The sequence below is a fragment of the Paramagnetospirillum kuznetsovii genome (assembly GCF_003284725.1).
Classification (GTDB): domain Bacteria; phylum Pseudomonadota; class Alphaproteobacteria; order Rhodospirillales; family Magnetospirillaceae; genus Phaeospirillum; species Phaeospirillum kuznetsovii.
The window spans coordinates 15120-32781 of record NZ_PGTO01000003.1; the positions used below are offsets into that span (position 1 = coordinate 15120).

Here is a 17662-nt window from a genome sequence, read left to right on the forward strand (position 1 = left end):
GGCCTACTGGCCTTCGGACGTCTTGGCGGCAACGGCCAGATCCACTTCGCTCTTGACCCGGTTGCGGCCGTCCTTCTTGGCGAGGTAGAGGGTCTGGTCGGCCCGGCTGACCAGCGATTCCGGGTCTTCGCCGGGAACGTAGCGCGCCGCCCCGGCCGACAGCGTCACTTGTCCCAACACCTGTCCGGTGCGCCGGTTGGTCACCCGCTTGGCCGCCACTTGCCCGCGGATGGTTTCCGCCACTTGCAGAGCAGCCTCCAAGTCGGTTTCCGGCAAAATGACGGCGAATTCCTCGCCGCCATAGCGGGCGGCGGTGTCCTTGACCTTGACGATATCGGTCAGCGAACGGCCCACCAGCTTCAGGATCTGATCGCCCAGCGGATGGCCATAGGTGTCGTTGAACTGCTTGAAATGGTCGATGTCGATCATCAGCAGACATAGCGGCGAGCGGGTTTCGTCGGCATTATGGATGGCCATGACCAACGCATGATCGAACATCTTGCGATTTGAAAGCTGGGTCAGCGCGTCCGTGGCGGCTTCCCGCTTCAGGTCGTCCAATTCATTGCGCAGCCGCACGATCTCGGTGCTCGACGATTCCAGATTGCCTTCAAGCTGCCGGTTGATTTCCACCATGGTCTTGGTTTCGGCCATGATGGCGCCGACCGCGTCGGTGAGATAGTCCGGGGCGGGGGCGCCGCTGAGGCGGCCACTGAAATGTTCCAGGGCGGCGCCGTAATTGGTGGTTCCAGAACTGGCATTGGACAGGTATTCGAGCACCTTTCCAACCGCTTCCTCGACACGAAGACCGACTTCGCGCAATTCGGCCTTGTCCTGGCCGAACACGGCGAAGCGTTCGTAGAGTTCCTCGTTCACTTTCTGGGTGAACTTGCCGCCGCCCGATAGAATGAGATTGATGGCGTCGCTCAGCACCGGGTTGCGCCCGGCGACGAAGGCGTACCAGATGGCGAAGTTCTCCGGAGTCGGCGGCACCTTGTGGCGCTCCATCATGCCGAGGGCGGCACGGGCGCAATGGGAGGCGACGTCGATCGGATCAGAGGTCTTCATTTCTGGCAAATCCCAAACTCACGTCACCACAACCCTAATTGCACTGCCCCAGCGAGCCTTCGGCGCAAATGCGTCTTCCATCAATCCATTTCGCGCCCGACAGGTCGGCGCCCAACAATTCCGCCCCCAACGTCTTGGCACCGGTCAGATCGACGCCGCGAAGCGAGGCGTGAAAAAAGCGAGCGCGGCGAAGATCGGTTCGGATCATGGACGCACCGGTCAGATCCGCCTTGGTAAAGTCTGCCTCACTGAACTGGCCGTCGTCCAGCTTCGCGCCCTTTACGGCGGCACTGATGAAGCGGGCGCGGTAGCCGTCGACCCGGCCAAGATCGGCCCCTGACAGGTCCGAGCGCTGAAAACTGGTTTCGCGCAGCCGCGACCCCGAAAGATCGTGCCCGGCAAAGTCGCGGCCATCCATGTAACAGCGTTGCCAATCGACCTGTGGCGAGGCCGGAGCGGTGCAGTCGGCGGCAAGCGCGTCGGCAGCGCCACCAAGACCCAGAAGAGCGATAAGGATTAACCTCATAGGGTAGGTTTAATCCCGCTCGCGTCCCCGTTAAAGAACTATTTCGTGCTATGAGGAACGTGCGGAAAGCTGCGTTCTTGCTGCTCGGCGTGCTAGGCTGATCATGGATCTGTAGCGACGCGGGATGGAGACCATGACCAGAACCGAGGCCGACACCATTCTCGACGACGGCGAAAAGCTCTGGCTGGCCGGAGAAAAGCAACAGGCCCGCGAGGCCTTTCGTCGCGCCCGACTGCGGTACCACGAGACGGAAGACCAGGTGGGGGAGGCCGAAGCCCTGTTGCGCATCGGCGACCTCGAAGCCGAAACCGGCCATCCGAACTGTGCGCGGGAATCCTTTGTCGAGGCCCGCGCCATTTTCGCCCAGGCCGGCGACCAACGCGACCAAGCCGCCGTTCTGGTCCGGTTGGCCCGCCTGTCACACCGTGACGGCAATACGGCCGAGGCAGAGGCCAGCTATCTGTCGGCGCTGGAGCTTTACGACAGCGCCTCCGACCACTCGGGAAGCGGCCATGTGTCACGACGTCTCGGCCATCTGGCCCGCGACGCCGGACGCCAGGACAAGGCGTTGGACCTTTATCGCCAAGCGCTGACCTATTTCCGACGGAACGGCGACACGCTGGGCGAGGCGCACACCCTGCGCTCGCTGGCCATCATCGCCCGTGGCCTGGGGCAATTGGATCGCGCCATGGCCGATTGCGACAAGGCCGTCACCCTGTTCCGCGAGGTGGGCGATCTGCTGGGCGAGGCCAAGGCGACCAGGGCCATGGCCTATATCCTGGCCGACGAAGGCGACAAGGCGGCGGCCCGCAAGTCCATGCATGGCGCCGCCAAACTGTTCGCCCGAGCAGGCGACACCCGATCCCACGACGAAACCGAGGCCGAGGCGAAAGCCCTGGACTAGAGAATAGAGGCGGATTCAGCTTCTCGGTCGAATCGCTTCACGATTCGACCTCAAACCATCCGGCTCCAGGCTATTCCTGCTTGGCCTTGACCAGATCGCCGATGGACACCAGACCGATCACGATGCCGTCGCGCACCACCGGAATATGGCGGCAGCGGGTTTCCGTCATCACGGTCAAAAGATATTCCAAGTCATCGTCCAACCGGCAGGTAATGACGTCGCGCGTCATGGTTTCGGCCACCGACATATCGATGGAGTCCCAACCGTGCCGCGCCACGGCGCGGGCGATGTCGCGTTCGGAAAAGATGCCGACGACACCGCCGGTGGGATCGGTGCAGACCACGGCGCCGATGCCCTTGTCCTGCAAAAGGACGGCGGCTTCATGCACCGAGCCACTGGGGCTGATGGTGTGAACATTGTCGCCCTTCTTGGCGAGAATTTCCTCGACGCGCATGTAAATCCCCTTGCCCATAAGGACCGGCTTCCCCCGGCGGCTCAACCTTAGATCAAATTTGTAAATCGATTATGGGTCAAGGCTTCTGATTTTGGTAGAACCATGGTCGACAGGGATAATTGCCGACACGCCGTGGAATATGGCTTAAGCCAAGGCGGGGATGGCGAAGAAGAAGGCGCTGCCCTCGCCTGGCATGGATTCGACCCAAATCCGGCCATGGTGGCTTTGAAGAATGCACTTGCAAATGGCGAGGCCGACTCCGGTTCCCGCGTATTCCGACTGATTGTGCAGACGGCGGAAAATCTCAAAAATATCATGGGTGGACGGGGCGATGCCGATGCCGTTGTCGCGAACCGCGACGACCCAATCGCCCTCCACCCGCTCTGACGAAATCGATATCGTCGGCGTGACGTCCGGTCGGCGGAACTTGACGGCATTGCCGATCAAATTCTGAAACAGCTGCATCATCTGGACCGGATCGCCGACGATCTTCGGCAATTCGCCGACGGTAATCATGGCGCCCGCCTCGTCGATGGTGCTCTTCAGATTGCTCAACGCCGCCTTGCAGGCCTCGGCCAGCGGCACGATGGAGGTCGTGTGCTGTCGCGACGACACCCGCGTATAGGTAAGCAGATCATTGATCAACTCGTGCATGCGCTTGGCCGCGCCGATGATGAAGGACATGTATTCCCGGCAATCGGCATCCATCCGCTCACCGCCTCGGCGTTCCAGCAATTGGGTGAATGAGGTCAAGGTGCGCAGAGGCTCTTGGAGATCGTGCGAGGCCACATAGGCGAAGCGCTCCAATTCGGTATTGGCCCTGGTGAGGTATTCGACGGCCTGTCGCCGTTGGGCACGTTCCGACGCATCCCGGATTTCGCGCTCAATGGCGGGCACCAGCCGGGCCAAGGCGGCCTTGTCGAGGAAGTCATGGGCGCCTCGCTTCATCAGCGCGATGGCGTCTTCAACCCGAACCAGCCCCGAAAGAATCAAGAACGGCAAATCCTTGCCGCTGGCTTGCAGGGCGTCGAGCGCGCCGCCAGCGCTGAAGGCCGGAAGATTGAAGTCGCTGAGAACCACGTCCCAGTCATCCGCCGCCAGCGCGGCCACCATCTGCTCGGCCGTCTCCACCCGATGAATCATCGGCGCGAAGCCACCCTTCAAAAGTTCGATTTCCACCAGCTCGGCATCGTCGGGCGAATCTTCGACCAACAACACACGCAGCGGCTTTTCGGTCATCGTCGCCCCCTCTCGCCGCCATGGCGGCCCTGGCCCAGCGGTTGCGCTCTGCCATGATAGCAATCATTGGGGGATCTGTCCTCGACCAGATCACGCCATGAAAGACGCATTCATTCGACATTTAAATGGGCACTGAATTTCGTTCACTGTTTCCCGATACAACATCGCTTTCAAATCCCCGAAAATATAAGGGAAGACAGTCCATGGATCGACGCAAACTGCCCCGCAAGGTCGGACAGGGGCTGATTGTCCTGATCGATGGCCGTGCCCATACCGTTATCGACATCTCGACCGCAGGAATCGCGTTTCAAACCTGCGGCAGCCCGAAGGGAAGCATCGTCAGTTTGAAATTGGCGCAATTGGCGGACATTAGTAACTGCATCGAAGCCAAGATCACGGTAGTATCCTCCCAGGAGACCATCACCCGCGGCGAATTCAAACCGACCATGCCCTTGTTGCGCTATATCATCAGCCACATCGGCGAGGCCACCGGGACCGAACCCGCATATTTCAGAAAATAGCGGCCCATGGCGCCACCATCAGGACAAGTTGCCCTCATCGCCGTCGTGGACGCGAACGCTTCCTTCCGCGCCCAGGTTTCGCAGGCGCTGATGTCGCTTTATCGCGTCAACGAGTATCCCGACGCCGAACGCGCCCTGCACGGGCTGAAGGCGGCGCCGCCGTCGGTCATCTTGGTCGACGAGCAGACCGCCCCCAGGGGGGGATGCGAATTCATCGCCCAATTGAAGCGCGATCCGGCATTGGCGCAAGTTCCGACCATCCTTACGGCCAAGCATGAAGCGTCGGTTCTGGCGGAGGCCCTGCGCCAATGCGGCGCCGACGGAAGTCTGACCAAGCCGTTTCGCCGCAGTTCGCTGATCAAGGTCGTCACCACGCTGGTCAACAAGCAGGTGGAAGCCGACTGGGAGCACCTTCCCGAACGTGCCAAGGCCGCATTGAAGGGCTCGGTGGAGGTCTTCAACAACATCTCGGACTTCATCGCCGCGGGCGAGCCGGTGCCGTTCGACTCGGTCAAGGACGCCTGCGCCCCCCTGATCGACGCCGTTGCCAACAATGACTTCAAGGGCATCCTGAGCGGCGTGCGCGAACACGACAACTACTCCTATGCCCACAGCATGCGGGTGGCGACCCTGTTGTCGCTGTTCGGCCATACGCTGGGCCTGCCCAAGGCGGACCAGCTGGTGCTGGCCAGTGGCGGGCTGCTGCACGACGCAGGCAAGATCTCCATCCCCCACGAAGTCCTGAACAAGGCCGGACGGCTGACCGAGGAAGAGTTCGTGGTGATGAAGTCCCACGTCACCGAGACCATCAAGTTCCTGGACCTCGCCAACGATATCCCCAAGCCGGTCATCATCATCGGCGCCCAGCATCACGAGAAGCTGGACGGAACCGGCTATCCGTTCGGGCTCAAGGGTGGCCAGCTCAACGATCTGGCCCGCATGGCCTCCATCGTCGATGTGTTCAGCGCGCTGACCGACCGCCGGGTCTACAAGCCGCCCATGCCGGCGGAAGACGCCCTGAAGATCATGACCGACCAGATGGCCCACCACCTGGACCAGCACTTCCTGGCCCTGTTCAAGACCATGCTGCTGGACGCGGTGGTGGATTGAGCACGCGCGAAGCGGACCTGACGCCCGCTTCCGCTTCCGCCTAACGCTTCAGCGGCTTGTACTTGATGCGGTGCGGCTGGTCGGCGTCGGTGCCCAGGCGGCGGTGACGGTCGGCCTCGTAATCCTGGTAGTTGCCCTCGAAATAGACCACCTGCGAATCGCCCTCGAAGGCGAGGATATGGGTGGCGATACGGTCGAGGAAGAAGCGATCGTGGCTGATGACCACGGCGCAGCCGGGGAATTCCGCCAGGGCGTCTTCCAGGGCCGACAGGGTTTCCACGTCCAGATCGTTGGTGGGTTCGTCCAGCAGGATGACGTTGGCGGGACGGCTCAGCATCTTGGCCAGATGCACCCGGTTGCGTTCGCCGCCCGACAGGATGCCCACTTTCTTTTGCTGGTCGGCGCCCTTGAAGTTGAACAGACCGGCATAGGCGCGGGAATTGATCTTGCGCCGTCCCAGGTCGATTTCCTCCTGCCCGTCGGAAATCTCCTGGAACACCGTCTTATCGGGATCAAGGGAGTCGCGGCTTTGGTCCACATAGCCCAGCACCACCGTCTCGCCCACGGTGAAGGTGCCGGTATCGGGCTTCTCGGCGCCGGTGATCATGCGGAACAAGGTGGTCTTACCGGCGCCATTGGGGCCGATGATACCGACGATGCCGCCGGGGGGAAGGCGGAAATTCAGGTTCTCGTAGAGCAGGTTGTCGCCGAAGGCCTTGGAGACATCCGTGGCCTCGATGACCTTGCCGCCCAGACGCGGGCCGGGCGGAACGCTGATGACGGCGGGGCCGGTGGCCTTTTCCTGGGACTTGTTGACCAGATCCTCGAAGGCGCTGATGCGGGCCTTGCTCTTGGTCTGGCGGGCCTTCGGCGAGGAGCGCACCCATTCCAACTCGTCGCGGATGGCGCGCATGCGGGCGGTCTCTTCCCGCTCTTCCTGTTCCAGGCGCTTGCCCTTCTGCTCCAGCCACGAGGTGTAGTTGCCCTCGTAGGGGATGCCGTGGCCGCGTTCCAGTTCCAAGATCCAGCCGGTGACATTGTCCAGGAAGTAGCGATCATGGGTGACCATCACCACGGTGCCCGAATAATCCTCCAAGAACCGCTCCAGCCAAGCCACCGATTCGGCGTCAAGGTGGTTGGTGGGCTCGTCCAGCAGCAGCATGTCGGGATGTTCCAGCAGCAGGCGGCACAGCGCGACGCGGCGCTTCTCGCCGCCCGACAAGGTGCTGACATCGGCGTCGCCGGGCGGACAGCGCAAGGCGTCCATGGCGATCTCGATGGTCCGCGTCAGATCCCAGGCGTTGAGATGGTCGATCTTTTCCTGCAACTCGCCCTGTTCGGCGATGGTGGCATTCATCTCGTCGTCGGACATTTCCTCGGCGAACTTGGCCGAGACCTCCTCGAAGCGGTCCAGCAGCGCCTTGGTCTCGGCCACCGCCTCCATGACATTGCCCATCACATCCTTGGCCGGATTCAGATGGGGCTCCTGGGGGAGATAGCCGATCTTGACGCCCTCGGCCGCCCAGGCCTCGCCGCCGTATTCCTTGTCGATGCCCGCCATGATCTTCAAGAGCGTGGACTTGCCGGTGCCGTTGACGCCCAGCACGCCGATCTTGGCGCCCGGCAGGAAGCTGAGGGTCAGCCCCTTCATGATCTCCTTCCCACCCGGATAGGCCTTGGTGAGATTCTTCATGACATAGACGTATTGATAGCTGGCCATCGGGCGTACTCCGGGCGGGCGTTGGGCAATTGGGGAACTCAGTAGACGCAAGGCCCGTCCAGGTCAAGGGCGGGTGCTACCGGGAAACCACCAGCCGCGTGACGCCGGGCAATTCCGCCAGCATGTCCTCGGCCAGGGTCTTGGACCATGGGCGGGGATCGGTGAACGAGGCCTGAAGCGCGGCATCCAACCGCATCTGCCAATCATCCACGGGAATCAGGGCGACCCATTGCACCGCCTCGTCGAAGCGGAAGACCGGTTCCAGCACCTCGCGGGTCATGCGCCAGGGCGTATCGGCCTCGATGCAGCGGCCGGAATTCTGCAACAGACAGCGCGGCCCCTCGGTGCTCTGGACCAGTATGGCATGACGGCCATGCCCTGCTTCACCGCAGATGGTCCGGGCGAAACGGCGGAACACCGCTTCGGCCAGCGGATCGTTTAGGGCGCAGCGAAATTCCTCCGGCTTGGCCAAATGCGTCTCCTGGGCAAAGCAGGATCAGAGCATGAGATTGGCACGCGCCACTTGACGGCCATCAAGCGGCCATTCCTTGCCCCGGCCGCCGTCACCGTCTAGGCTGCCGCCATGAACAAGCCCCCGCACAAAGCGCCCAAGCACGTCCCGATTCCCTCCAAGCAGGAAATCCTCGATTTCATCAAGGCCCAGCCGGGACGGGTGGGCAAGCGCGAGTTGGCCCGCGCCTTCAATCTGCGCGGCTCCGACAAGATCGACCTCAAGGCCATCTTGAAGGAGTTGGAGAAGGACGGCTCGGTGGAGCGCGGCCACCAGAAGCGGTTCTCGCGTCCCGGCGCCCTGCCCGATACCGGCGTGGTCGAGATCATCGGCACCGATTCCGACGGCGAATTGCTGGGCCGCCCGCTGGCCTGGGAGCATGACGGACGCCCGCCGCGCATCTTCATGGCGCCGTTCCGCCAGGGCGACGCCGCCCTTGGGATCGGCGACCGCGCCCTGTGCAAGCTGCGCCGTCTGCGCGACGACACCTACGAGGCCCGCGCCATCCGGGTGATCGGCGAGGCCCGCGCCCGCGTGCTGGGCGTGTTCGAACCCAATCCCGACGGCTCCGGCCGCTTGCGCCCCACCTCGCGCAAGGAAAAGTCCGAATATCTGGTCCCCAAGGGCGAGGCCAATGGCGCGGTCGCCGGGGAATTGGTGCTGGCCGACATCATGCCCGGCCGCCTCTACGGTCTGCGCCAGGCCAGTATCAAGGAGCGCCTGGGGCTGATGGGGGCGCCGCGCTCGGTCAGCCTTGTGGCCATCCACACCAACGACATCCCGTTCGAATTCCCCGACGCCGCCCTGAAACAGGCCGCCGCCGAAGGCGCCGCCCCCATGGGGAACCGCACCGATCTGCGGAGCATTCCCCTGGTCACCATCGACGGCGAGGATGCGCGGGACTTCGACGACGCCGTCTTCGCCGAGCCCGATCCCGACCCCAGCAACGCGGGCGGCTGGCACTGCCTCGTCGCCATCGCCGACGTGTCCTGGTATGTGCGGCCCGACGATGCCCTGGACCGCGAGGGGTTCAAGCGCGGTAATTCCGTCTATTTCCCCGACCGTGTCGTCCCCATGCTGCCCGAGGAACTGTCCAACGGCTGGTGCTCGCTGAAGCCCGACGAGGACCGCCCCTGCATGGCGGTGCATTTCTGGCTGGACAAGCTGGGCAACAAATTGCGGCATCGTTTTGTGCGCGGAATGATGCGCTCGGTGGCGCGGCTGACCTATGCCCGCGTCCAGGCCGCCAAGGACGGCACGCCGGACGAACAGACCGCCGCCCTGCTGAAACCGGTGATCGAGCCGCTGTATGGCGCCTGGAATGCTTTGTTCCTGGCCCGCAAGGAACGCGGCGTGCTGGAACTGGACCTGCCCGAGCGCAAGGTCGTTCTCGACGAGTCCGGCAAGATCGCCAAGATCGAGGAGCGCGAACGCTTCGACAGCCACAAGCTGATCGAGGACTTCATGATCGCCGCCAATGTCTGCGCCGCCGAGACCCTGGAACAGATCCGCCAGCCCTGCATGTACCGCGTCCACGACCTGCCCAGCGCCGAGAAGCTGGACGGGTTGCGGGAATTCCTCGGCAGCATGGAGCTGAAGCTGGCCAAGGGTCAGGTGCTGCGGCCCGAGCATTTCAACCGCATCCTGGAAGCGGTGGCCGACACCCCCAACGCCCATCTGGTCAACGAGGTGATCCTGCGCTCCCAGGCCCAGGCGGTCTATCAGCCGGAGAATATCGGCCATTTTGGCCTGGGACTGGCCAAATACGCCCACTTCACCTCGCCCATCCGCCGCTATGCCGACCTGCTGGTCCACCGCGCCCTGGTCACCGGATTGAAGCTGGGCGACGGCGGGCTGCCTGCGGATGCGGTTGCGCAGTTCGACGATTGGGGGCAACACATTTCGATGACGGAACGACGCGCCGCCACCGCGGAACGCGAAGCCGTCGACCGCTACGTCACCGCCTTCCTGGCCGACCGGGTGGGCGCCAGCTTCAAGGCCAAGGTCTCGGGCGTCACCCGCTTCGGCCTGTTCGTCAATCTGGAGGGAACCGGCGCCGACGGTCTGGTCCCCATCTCGTCGCTGCCCGAGGATTTCTACGTCCACGACGAGACCCATCACTGCCTGGTGGGCAAGCGCACCCGCAAGACCTTCCAACTGGGCCAGCGCCTGGACGTGGTGCTGCGCGAAGCCAACACGCTGACCGGCTCCATGGTGTTCAACCTGGACGGCATGGCGGAACGTGGCCCCACGCCGCCGAAGCGCGGGTCGGCCCCGTTCCGGCCGCCGCGACGGCGGGGACGGTGATATAGTGTTATCGTCATTCCCGCGAAAGCGGGAATCTATGAAACGAGAGCACCACAACGCCCTTGCCACCAAAAGAAGAACGCGCATAATGACCTCGGCACTCTGAGGCATTGTAGTTATGTATAACTGCCTAGGCTTGGCGCTGGATGGCTGCGGCAACGATCCCGCAGCCCCTGTCAGCGTCTATTTCACACTTGGTGACGTCGTGGCAGCTCTCGGCGTAACCCTAATTCTTCCGCAGTTTCTTAAGCCTATTTATCTGCTTCGATTGAAAATTCGCCGCATATCTATGGCCTCAATTTACAGGCTTGTTTTTGCAGGGGTTTTGCCAATTGCCGTGGCGGCACTCCTCCCTCAGTTCCCAGCATCCCGCACGCCAGTCGTCGGCTATCCACTTTTCTGGGAGTCACTCGGGGCTTTGCTTTTCGTCGTTGCTTACGCCCTATTGGCATTTGGGTCTTTAAAGCCGATCAGGCTCCGGGCGGGATCAGTAGATCGTTTTGTCCGGGCGAGTGCCGAGTTACTGGCAGAGGCCAACGAACGTGACTTTGTTGATTTTGCCACCGACTTCGCCCGGAACCTGCCCGATCTCATTAAGCGTGCAGCCTTCATTGAGCATCGTCCCGCCTTCAGTGCATTCGAGGCGTTCCGCTACCGGAAACAAATCACGGATGGCCGTTTCGCAGCATCGTTTCTCGGCATTGCATCCGACCCAAAGTTTTGTGCATCGCTCGTCACATCCTGCCCATGGCAGGCGGCGGACATCATGAACAGCATAACCCGCGAACAGCTTAGCTCCCAATTTGCAGAACGGTTCGTGCAGGAACTGGCGCGCCAGACCATTTTGCTTGACCAGAGCATGATGTCACGCGAGGTCGGGTATGGTGGCTTCAGCGTGGCCCCCGTGCTGTCGGAAAGCCTCTTCGGCAATCATTTTATTTCACGGACCTATGATCCGTTTGTAGGCCTTCGCTTCGGCAATCTGGGGACGCCAACAACGGGAATGATGGCGCGGCTGAGCGCTGCGGCAGAATTAAGCGTGAAAGCCTCATTTCACGAAAAGAGCTATTGGCCTGGACCGAATATCCATCACCTTGAAGACATCTACGAACATGTCTTTCGCGAGCTCGATAGAATGAAGCGGGGCGATAATCTCGAAGTTGCCCTTCTGGTTGAGGCAAGTTCAGGCGTCCACAGCCTAATCGATATTACACGTGCCCACCTTGCGGAACTTCCATCAAATCGGCTCCTTCAACTCTATAAGAAAGGTTCGGATCCTTATGATGGCAACAATGTCATCGAGGCCATTGCGGGGCTGATCTATAAAACCCTGGAATCTATCTCGAACTCATTTGACGGGATTAACGACCCATTTTGGTCGCATGCCATCGGGGTGTTTATGCACCTATTCCCCTTCGACCCTGACGAGCCAGTAGGTATGGACCCGCTTCAGCAGCGGGTTGCGCTCAAGCTCCTCAATAAGCTGCATGAAAATATGGAAGGCTGGTATCCAGCCATCTCCAGAATATTGCTGGCATGCATGGGACCGTACCAAAAATTCCCCAATATCAAAAACCGCAGCGCCTACGTGGTACTGGACGACGCAATTTATGCTGAGTTGAAACATCTGAAGATGCTGGCGACGGGGAATCCTGACAAGTTCAAAGACTTTCTTCCTGGCACAACGCAGTACGACCTCGAAGAAAACACACTGACCCATACCTATGCCGGTGGCGCACAGAGCGTCACCAAACTCGACGAAATTGGCCCGAAATCGAAGCCCCTCCGGGGCTCCGAGCCCGGCCCCATTGCTCAACCCGCGCCAGACGGCGTAACTTTAGTCGGGACTCTACCCATGGCTGGATGAAAGTTCCACGGCAGGTCATCGGCTCGCATGGATTCCCGCATTCGCGGGCATGACGCGTTAAAGCACCGCGAACCAACACCCGGCAAAAATTGCCGGGTTGTTAACCATCTGTTCAGTGAAGCGGCCTTAGGCTGGCGGTCTGATGCGATGCTGAACGGCGCATGCGCGCCCGCCCGCCGGTGGTGATGGAGACGACGTGAACGCATTACTGCAGATGCTGCGCGGCCTTGGCCCCATGCGCCTGGCCGCCATTGCTGGCGTCGGTGTCAGCATCCTGGGCTTCTTCATCTACCTGATGAGCCGCGTCGCGGCGCCTCAGATGGAACTGCTGTACGGCGATCTCGATCTGGCCGATTCCAAGCAGATCATCGAGAAGCTGACCACCGATAAGATTCCTTACGAGCTGCGCAAGGACGGCACCGAGGTCTGGGTGCCCAAGGACCGCAAGCTGGACCTGCGCGTTCGCATGGCCGAACAGGCGCTGCCCTCGGGCGGCCGCATGGCGGGTTACGAGCTGTTCGACAAGCAGGACGCGCTGGGCGCCACCAGCTTCCAGCAGAACATCACCATGGTCCGCGCCCTGGAAGGCGAACTGGCCAAGACCATCCGCTCCATCGACAAGGTCAAGGCGGCCCGCGTCCATCTGGTGCTGCCCAAGCGCGAGGCCTTTTCGCGCGACACGCAGGAGCCTTCGGCCTCGGTGATCCTGAAGATGCAGGGCAACGGCCGACTGGACAAGGGCCAGACCAGCGCCATCCAGCACCTGATCGCCGCCGCCGTGCCCAAGATGAAGCCGTCGCGCATCTCCATCATCGACGACAAGGGCACCCTGCTGGCCAAGGGCTTCGAGAACTCCAAGGAGTATCAGGCCCAATCCGCCGAGGAAATGCGCCTCAACACCGAGGCGCGGCTGGTCAAGACCATCGAGGATCTGCTGGAACGTTCGCTGGGGCCGGGCCGCGTGCGGGCCGAGGTCACGGTGGACATGGATATGAGCAGCGCCGTGACCACCGAGGAGACCTTCGACCCCGAGACCAAGGTCATCCGCTCGCAGGTCACCATCAACGAGGGCGAGCAGAGCCAGGACGCCGAACCGACGCCGGTGACGGTGCAGCAGAACCTGCCCGATCCCAATGCCTCCGCCTCGGGCAATATCCGCACCTCGACCAAGGCCAACAAGAACCAGGAAACCGTCAATTACGAGATTTCCAGGAAGACCAAGAACACCGTCCGCGAGATGGGCGAGATCCGCAAGGTTTCCGCCGCCGTCATCGTCGACGGTGTCCGCGATCAATCGGCCGATGGCAAGCAGACCGCCTACCGCGACCGGACGCCCGAGGAACTGGCCCAGATCGAGGCGCTGGTGAAGTCGGCCATCGGCTTCACCAAGGATCGCGACGATCAGGTCAAGGTCGCCTCCATGCCCTTCTACAAGGGCGAGGAATTGTTGCAGGCCGAGGAACCGGGCGACTTCATCTTCGGCATGCGCCGCGAATTCGTCGAGAAGGTGGCGTCCAACCTGGGCCTGTCCGTGGTCGCCATCCTGTTCCTGCTGTTGGTGCTGCGCCCGCTTATCAGCCGCGCCATCGAGTCCATGCAGGGCCAGGTCGGCCCCGACGGCCGTCGCCTGCTGACCGCCGAGGGCGGCTCCATGCCGCAACTGACCGGCCCCGGCGCCGTGGCCATGGCCGCGCCGGGCTTAGGGGGCGAGGAAGAAGTCATCGCCGACGAATTGATCGACATCGACAAGGTGGAAGGCCGCGTCAAGGCTTCCTCTATCCGCAAGATCGGCGAAATCGTCGAGAAGCACCCGGAAGAAGCCCTGTCCATCATCCGCAACTGGCTCTACCAGGAAGCTTGATAGGAAACCGCCATGGGTCGCGTCAAAGAAGACTATCGCAGCCTCACCGGCCCCCAGAAGGCCGCCATGTTCATGCTGTCGCTCAACGAGGAACACTCGGCCAAGCTGTTCGGCATGCTGGGCGACGATGAGATCAAGGAACTGTCCCAGATCATGGCGTCCTTGGGCACGGTGTCCTCCAATCTGGTGGAACGGGTCTTCGTGGAATTCGCCGACGCCCTGTCGTCCACCGGCTCGCTGACGGGTACCTTCGACACCACCGAACGGCTGCTGATGAAGTCCATCCCCAAGGACCGCGTCGCCGCCATCATGGAAGAAATCCGCGGCCCCGCCGGCCGTACCATGTGGGACAAGCTGGGCAACGTCTCCGAGCAGGTGCTGGCCAACTACCTGAAGAACGAATACCCGCAGACCGTCGCGGTGGTGCTGTCCAAGATCAAGCCGGACCACGCCGCCCGCGTGCTGGCGGTGCTGCCGGAAAACTTCGCCATGGAAGTCATTATGCGCATGCTGCGCATGGAAGTGGTGCAGAAGGAAGTGCTGGACGGCATCGAAAAGACCCTGAGGAGCGAGTTCATGACCAATCTGGCCCGCACCCAGCGCCGCGACTCCCACGAACTCATGGCCGACATCTTCAACAACCTGGACCGCAATACCGAGAACCGCTTCATGTCGGCCCTGGAAGAGCGCAACCGGGAAAGCTCGGAAAAGATCAAGGCCCTCATGTTCACCTTCGACGACCTCATCCGTCTGGATGCGGCCGGTGTCCAGGTGCTGCTGCGCTCGGTGGAAAAGGACAAGCTGGCCATCGCCCTCAAGGGCGGCGCGGACGCGGTCAAGGAACTGTTCTTCAAGAATATGTCCGAACGCGCGGGCAAGATGCTGCGCGAGGACATGGAAGCCCTCGGACCGGTGCGCCTGCGCGACGTGGATCAGGCCCAGGCCGCCATCGTGGTCATGGCCAAGGAACTGGCGGCCTCCGGCCAGTTGGTCATCTCCGAAGGCCGCGAGGAAGACGAACTGGTGTACTAAGCCGCGTCACTCGCGCGGGGCAAAGGCCAAGGGGAACGAGTCCCCGCGGGCGATTGAAGCGAATGATTTAGGACTCTTATGGCCTACAAGAAGTACATGTTCGACCTGGATTTCGGCCCGCCCTCGACAAGAGCGAAGGCGGCCGAAACGGCCATGCCCGAACAGGACGACGAGGCCGAGCCGGAAGCGCCGCCGCCGCCCACCTTCACCGAGGAAGACCTCCAGGTGGTGCGCGAGGCCGCCTATGAGGAAGGCCATGGCGCGGGTATCGCCGAAGCCACCGCCAGCGCCGAGGCGCAACTGGCCGAAGCCATGACCCGATTGACCGGGGCGGTGGAAGGGCTGCGCGACGCCCAGGAACATTCCGCCGACGAGGCCCAGCGTGTCGCCGCCCGCGTCGCCATGGCCGTTCTGAAAAAGGTGCTGCCCGCCGCCTGCGAGGAACACGCCTTTGAAGAGGTGGTCCGCACCGTGCAGGAATGCTTCGGCCAGGTGCTCGACGAGCCGCGCATCATCGTGCGCACCGATGCCGAACTGGTGGATCCGGTGCGTGAACGGCTGGAAACGGTGGCGGTCATGCACGGTTTCGAAGGCCGCGTGGTGGTCCAGGCCGACCCTCGCCTGGAACGCGGCGATTGCCGGGTGGAATGGGCGGACGGCGGCGCCGAACGCGACCAGGCCCGCCTGATCGCCGATATCGAGGCGGCGGTGGAACGCTCCCTGGCTCCGCCTGAACGACGGGCCGAGGGTTGAGGGATTTATTTCCGGCTGAATGCCGGATGTGGAGGATGACATGGCAGATTTCGAGCTGAGCGACTTCAAGGCCGAAGGCGAGGAACAGCGCGGCGATATTCCCGACGTCCCCAGGTCGGCCCGTGACCTCGAGGCGGTCTACGACATTCCTGTCCAGGTCTCGGCGGTGCTCGGCAAGGCCACCATGCAGGTCAACCAACTGCTGAAGCTGGGACGCGGCGCCGTGGTGGAGCTGGACCGCAAGGTGGGCGAGGCCATCGACATCTACGTCAACAACCGCCTGGTGGCGCGTGGCGAGGTGGTGGTGGTCGAGGATCGCCTGGGCGTGACCATGACGGAAATCATCAAGACCGAACGCGCTTGAGCGCGATCGCGACGGACGGGAGACGGACGACATGCGACTTCTGATCATCGGCACGCTCGACGGACAGATCGGGGCCGCCAGCCAGATCGCCATGGCCAGGGGCGCCAAGGTACGCCAAGCCGAGGACGTGACCGCCGGACTGGAGGTGCTGCGCACCCAAGGCGCCGATCTGGTGATGATCGACGTCAAGCGCGACATCAAGGGGCTGATCGATTCGCTGGAAGCCGAACGCATCGTAGTGCCGGTGGTGGCCTGCGGCATCGCCTCGGACGCCTCCGCCGCCGTGCGCGCCATCAAGGCGGGCGCCAAGGAATACATCCCGCTGCCGCCCGACGCCGAACTGATCGCGGCCATCATCGCCGCCGTGGTCCAGGAAAGCCATAATATCGTCTTCAAGGATCCGCGCATGGCGCAGACCCTGAAACTGGCCGAACAGGTGGCCAATTCCGACGCCTCCATCATGATCACCGGCGAATCCGGCACCGGCAAGGAGCTGATCGCCCGCTTCATCCACAACAAAAGCCGCCGCTCGGACAAGCGCTTCGTCGCCGTCAATTGCGCCGCCATCCCGGAAAACCTGCTGGAATCCGAGCTGTTCGGCCATGAGAAGGGCGCCTTTACCGGCGCGGTGGCGCGTCGCATCGGCAAGTTCGAGGAAGCCAATGGCGGCACCTTGCTGCTGGACGAAATCTCGGAAATGGACGTGCGGCTGCAGTCGAAGCTGCTGCGCGTGCTGCAGGAAAAGGAAATCGACCGGGTCGGCGGCAATCAGCCGGTCAAGGTCGATGTGCGCATTCTCGCCACCTCCAACCGCACCATGGAAGACGAGATCACCAAGGGTACCTTCCGCGAGGATCTGTATTATCGCCTGAACGTGGTGACCCTGGCGCTCCCGGCGTTGCGCGAACGCCCGCTGGACATCTCCATCCTCGCCGACCACTTCGCCAAGCGCTATTCGGAAAGCAACGGCCTGCCGAGCCGCCCGCTGTCGGCCGAGACCCGCCAGATGCTGACCCGGCATGTGTGGCGCGGCAATGTCCGCGAGTTGGAAAACTGCATGCACCGCGCCGTCCTGCTGGCCTCGGGCTCCGAGATCACGCCGGAAGCCATCATCCTGTCCGGCGGCCATGTGGGCACCAACCCCGACCCGATGGTGGCCCAGGCCGCCAATGCCGCCGCCAGCGTCATGGGCGGCGCCAAGACCAACATGGTGGGCAAGACGGTGGCCGAGGTCGAACGCGATCTGATCCTGGACACCCTGACCCATTGCCTGGGCAACCGCACCCATGCCGCAACCATTCTGGGGATTTCCATCCGCACGCTGCGCAACAAGCTCAAGCAATACGGCGACGAGGGCATCGACGTGCCACCCGCGGGCGGCGAGCCGGAACGGATGAGCGTCTAGCAATGATTCAACAGCAGGGCGGG

General features: G+C 62.5%; 16 protein-coding genes. 10 read left to right on the plus strand and 6 right to left on the minus strand.

The window, feature by feature from the left end; translation table 11 throughout:
• Positions 1 to 3: 3 nt before the first annotated feature.
• Both CU669_RS05015 and CU669_RS05020 read right to left on the minus strand, forming a co-directional pair.
• The gene (locus tag CU669_RS05015) at positions 4 to 1065 is read right to left on the minus strand and encodes a GGDEF domain-containing protein (protein ID WP_112142735.1); all 1062 of its coding nucleotides are present in this window, start codon (positions 1063 to 1065) and stop codon (positions 4 to 6) included.
• Positions 1066 to 1099: 34 nt separating this feature from the next.
• Positions 1100 to 1591, minus strand: coding sequence for a pentapeptide repeat-containing protein (locus CU669_RS05020; RefSeq protein ID WP_112142736.1), 492 nt, complete (start codon positions 1589 to 1591; stop codon positions 1100 to 1102).
• A gap of 133 nt (positions 1592 to 1724) precedes the next feature.
• Between CU669_RS05020 and CU669_RS05025 the strand changes: the two genes are divergently transcribed.
• Positions 1725 to 2495: a tetratricopeptide repeat protein gene (locus CU669_RS05025; protein ID WP_112143030.1), complete on the plus strand. Its 771-nt coding sequence runs from the start codon at positions 1725 to 1727 to the stop codon at positions 2493 to 2495.
• Between the two features lie 70 nt (positions 2496 to 2565).
• Here CU669_RS05025 and CU669_RS05030 read toward each other — a convergent pair whose 3' ends face one another.
• A complete protein-coding gene (locus CU669_RS05030; protein ID WP_239988552.1) occupies positions 2566 to 2967 on the minus strand; it encodes a CBS domain-containing protein in 402 nt (133 codons plus the stop codon).
• A 126-nt stretch (positions 2968 to 3093) separates the two neighbouring features.
• Complete coding sequence (locus tag CU669_RS05035; RefSeq protein WP_112142737.1) at positions 3094 to 4188, minus strand: sensor histidine kinase; 1095 nt, start codon at positions 4186 to 4188, stop codon at positions 3094 to 3096.
• Positions 4189 to 4313: 125 nt separating this feature from the next.
• Between CU669_RS05035 and CU669_RS05040 the strand changes: the two genes are divergently transcribed.
• Positions 4314 to 4709, plus strand: coding sequence for a PilZ domain-containing protein (locus CU669_RS05040; RefSeq protein WP_239988553.1), 396 nt, complete (start codon positions 4314 to 4316; stop codon positions 4707 to 4709).
• A gap of 6 nt (positions 4710 to 4715) precedes the next feature.
• Positions 4716 to 5819 carry a response regulator gene (locus CU669_RS05045; protein ID WP_112142739.1) on the plus strand — a complete coding sequence of 368 codons (1104 nt, stop codon included), beginning with the start codon at positions 4716 to 4718 and terminating at the stop codon, positions 5817 to 5819.
• 40 nt (positions 5820 to 5859) lie between these two features.
• On the opposite strand, the gene ettA is transcribed toward CU669_RS05045, so the two are convergent.
• Both ettA and CU669_RS05055 read right to left on the minus strand, forming a co-directional pair.
• Positions 5860 to 7539: an energy-dependent translational throttle protein EttA gene (gene ettA / locus CU669_RS05050; protein WP_112142740.1), complete on the minus strand. Its 1680-nt coding sequence runs from the start codon at positions 7537 to 7539 to the stop codon at positions 5860 to 5862.
• A 76-nt stretch (positions 7540 to 7615) separates the two neighbouring features.
• A complete protein-coding gene (locus CU669_RS05055; protein ID WP_112142741.1) occupies positions 7616 to 8011 on the minus strand; it encodes a hypothetical protein in 396 nt (131 codons plus the stop codon).
• Between the two features lie 111 nt (positions 8012 to 8122).
• Between CU669_RS05055 and rnr the strand changes: the two genes are divergently transcribed.
• From rnr to flbD, 7 genes are all read left to right on the plus strand, one after another.
• The gene (gene rnr, locus CU669_RS05060; RefSeq protein ID WP_112142742.1) at positions 8123 to 10357 is read left to right on the plus strand and encodes a ribonuclease R; all 2235 of its coding nucleotides are present in this window, start codon (positions 8123 to 8125) and stop codon (positions 10355 to 10357) included.
• A gap of 136 nt (positions 10358 to 10493) precedes the next feature.
• Positions 10494 to 12224 carry a hypothetical protein gene (locus CU669_RS05065; protein WP_146747672.1) on the plus strand — a complete coding sequence of 577 codons (1731 nt, stop codon included), beginning with the start codon at positions 10494 to 10496 and terminating at the stop codon, positions 12222 to 12224.
• A gap of 196 nt (positions 12225 to 12420) precedes the next feature.
• On the plus strand, positions 12421 to 14085 hold the full coding sequence (fliF, locus tag CU669_RS05070) for a flagellar basal-body MS-ring/collar protein FliF (RefSeq protein ID WP_192884581.1): 1665 nt from the start codon (positions 12421 to 12423) through the stop codon (positions 14083 to 14085).
• 12 nt (positions 14086 to 14097) lie between these two features.
• Complete coding sequence (fliG, locus tag CU669_RS05075; RefSeq protein WP_112142745.1) at positions 14098 to 15117, plus strand: flagellar motor switch protein FliG; 1020 nt, start codon at positions 14098 to 14100, stop codon at positions 15115 to 15117.
• A gap of 78 nt (positions 15118 to 15195) precedes the next feature.
• Entirely contained in the window at positions 15196 to 15870 is a 675-nt protein-coding gene (locus CU669_RS05080) for a FliH/SctL family protein (RefSeq protein ID WP_112142746.1), read from the plus strand.
• Between the two features lie 40 nt (positions 15871 to 15910).
• Positions 15911 to 16234, plus strand: a complete 324-nt coding sequence (fliN, locus tag CU669_RS05085; RefSeq protein ID WP_239988555.1) for a flagellar motor switch protein FliN — start codon at positions 15911 to 15913, stop codon at positions 16232 to 16234.
• A 31-nt stretch (positions 16235 to 16265) separates the two neighbouring features.
• Positions 16266 to 17639 (plus strand): sigma-54-dependent transcriptional regulator FlbD, encoded by a 1374-nt coding sequence (flbD, locus tag CU669_RS05090; protein ID WP_112142748.1) that lies wholly within the window; start codon positions 16266 to 16268, stop codon positions 17637 to 17639.
• The last annotated feature ends 23 nt before the right edge of the window (positions 17640 to 17662 follow it).

Excerpts from the sequence above, each read along its gene's own strand:
- CU669_RS05020 (WP_112142736.1), bottom strand. The coding sequence starts at position 1,591 with ATGAGGTTAATCCTTATCGCTCTTCTGGGTCTTGGTGGCGCTGCCGAC.
- CU669_RS05015 (WP_112142735.1), bottom strand. The coding sequence starts at position 1,065 with ATGAAGACCTCTGATCCGATCGACGTCGCCTCCCATTGCGCCCGTGCC.
- fliN (WP_239988555.1), top strand. The coding sequence starts at position 15,911 with ATGGCAGATTTCGAGCTGAGCGACTTCAAGGCCGAAGGCGAGGAACAG.
- flbD (WP_112142748.1), top strand. The coding sequence starts at position 16,266 with ATGCGACTTCTGATCATCGGCACGCTCGACGGACAGATCGGGGCCGCC.
- CU669_RS05035 (WP_112142737.1), bottom strand. The coding sequence starts at position 4,188 with ATGACCGAAAAGCCGCTGCGTGTGTTGTTGGTCGAAGATTCGCCCGAC.
- CU669_RS05045 (WP_112142739.1), top strand. The coding sequence starts at position 4,716 with ATGGCGCCACCATCAGGACAAGTTGCCCTCATCGCCGTCGTGGACGCG.
- CU669_RS05080 (WP_112142746.1), top strand. The coding sequence starts at position 15,196 with ATGGCCTACAAGAAGTACATGTTCGACCTGGATTTCGGCCCGCCCTCG.
- fliG (WP_112142745.1), top strand. The coding sequence starts at position 14,098 with ATGGGTCGCGTCAAAGAAGACTATCGCAGCCTCACCGGCCCCCAGAAG.
- CU669_RS05040 (WP_239988553.1), top strand. The coding sequence starts at position 4,314 with ATGGGCACTGAATTTCGTTCACTGTTTCCCGATACAACATCGCTTTCA.
- CU669_RS05025 (WP_112143030.1), top strand. The coding sequence starts at position 1,725 with ATGACCAGAACCGAGGCCGACACCATTCTCGACGACGGCGAAAAGCTC.
- CU669_RS05030 (WP_239988552.1), bottom strand. The coding sequence starts at position 2,967 with ATGGGCAAGGGGATTTACATGCGCGTCGAGGAAATTCTCGCCAAGAAG.
- ettA (WP_112142740.1), bottom strand. The coding sequence starts at position 7,539 with ATGGCCAGCTATCAATACGTCTATGTCATGAAGAATCTCACCAAGGCC.
- rnr (WP_112142742.1), top strand. The coding sequence starts at position 8,123 with ATGAACAAGCCCCCGCACAAAGCGCCCAAGCACGTCCCGATTCCCTCC.